The organism is Pontimicrobium sp. MEBiC01747 (assembly GCF_053601635.1).
Window position 1 is genome coordinate 1 of the sequence record NZ_JBSHNS010000069.1, and the last position, 1,906, is coordinate 1,906.

A 1,906-nucleotide genomic window follows, 5' to 3' on the forward strand; every position below is an offset into this window, starting at 1 on the left:
CAGTTACACCAGTTGATAATAATTTAACAGAAGAAGCAGAAGCTATAAAAGCTGCTTTCGATACTACTCCAGAAACCATTGAGCCAACTATAGAAAATCATTCTAAACTAGACGTTACTACGACTAAACCTAAAGCTGTAGATAAAACACCATCTACAACTTTAGAAGTGGAAATACCTAAAGACGAAGAGGAAGAAGCATCTTTAGAAATTAAGGTAGAATCGGTAGTTGAAGAAAAATCGGAAACCGACAACCTATCTGATAAGTTAGTTGAAGACTTCGGGTTATTCGATCCTACTTTAGAATTAGGTAATTATCAATTTCCTCCTTTAGATTTATTAAAAAAATATAATACTGAAGGAATTACAATAAATCAAGAAGAACTTGAAGAAAATAAAAACCGAATAGTTGAAACTTTAAATAATTATAAAATAGGCATCTCGTCTATTAAAGCTACTATTGGGCCAACTGTAACCTTATATGAGATTGTTCCAGAAGCTGGTGTACGTATTTCTAAAATTAAAAATTTAGAGGACGATATAGCTCTATCGCTTTCTGCATTAGGAATTCGTATTATTGCGCCTATTCCAGGTAAAGGAACCATTGGTATAGAAGTGCCAAATAAAAATGCAACTATAGTTTCTATGCGTTCTGTAATTGCTTCACAGAAGTTTCAAAAATCTGAAATGCATTTACCTGTTGCATTAGGGAAAACAATTAGTAACGAAACTCTTGTTGTAGATTTAGCAAAAATGCCTCACCTATTAATGGCTGGTGCTACCGGGCAAGGAAAATCTGTAGGGTTAAATGCCGTATTAACGTCACTTTTATATAAAAAGCATCCTGCAGAAGTTAAATTTGTTTTAGTAGACCCTAAAAAAGTAGAATTAACACTATTTAATAAAATAGAACGCCATTACCTTGCCAAACTACCAGACAGCGCAGAGGCTATTATTACAGATAATACTAAGGTTATAAATACCTTAAATTCTTTATGTATTGAAATGGATAACCGTTACGAAATGCTTAAAAATGCATTTTGTAGAAATATTGTAGAGTATAATACTAAATTTAAGGCTCGTAAATTAAACCCCAACGATGGGCATCAGTTTTTACCATACATAGTATTAGTTGTCGATGAGTTTGCCGATTTAATTATGACAGCTGGAAAAGAAGTAGAAACGCCTATTGCACGTTTAGCACAATTAGCACGTGCCATTGGAATACATTTAATTGTAGCTACACAAAGACCTTCGGTTAATGTTATTACAGGTATTATAAAAGCAAATTTCCCAGCCAGAATAGCGTTTAGGGTAACATCTAAAATAGATTCTCGTACCATTTTAGATGGCCCAGGAGCAGATCAATTAATTGGTCGTGGAGACATGCTTTATACACAAGGCAATGATTTAATTAGAATACAGTGTGCTTTTGTAGATACGCCTGAAGTAGAAAAAATTACAGATTTTATAGGTGCTCAGAAAGCTTATCCAGATGCATATTTACTTCCAGAATATGTTGGTGAAGAAGGTGGCACAACTCTTGATATAGATATTTCAGACAGAGATAAATTGTTTAGAGAAGCTGCAGAAATTATAGTTACAGCACAACAAGGGTCGGCCTCTTTATTACAACGAAAATTAAAACTAGGCTACAACAGAGCAGGTCGTTTAATCGATCAATTAGAGGCTGCGGGTATTGTAGGTGGTTTTGAAGGTAGTAAAGCAAGACAAGTGTTAATAACAGATTTAGTTGCACTCGATGAACATTTAGCAAACGAAGGTCAATAAAAAGAATAATAAGATTTTCACTTTCGTGGAAGTTATTAAAATTAAAATTTTAAAATGAAAAAAATAGTATTACTCCTATTATTAGTAAGTTCAGTAACATTTGCACAAAGTAAAGG

General features: G+C 33.3%; 1 protein-coding gene. It reads left to right on the forward strand.

What is annotated here, in order from left to right:
* On the forward strand, positions 1–1,790 hold a 1,790-nt coding region (locus tag ACVC2P_RS01145), incomplete at its 5' end, for a DNA translocase FtsK (protein ID WP_452596649.1).
* Positions 1,791–1,906 lie beyond the last annotated feature (116 nt).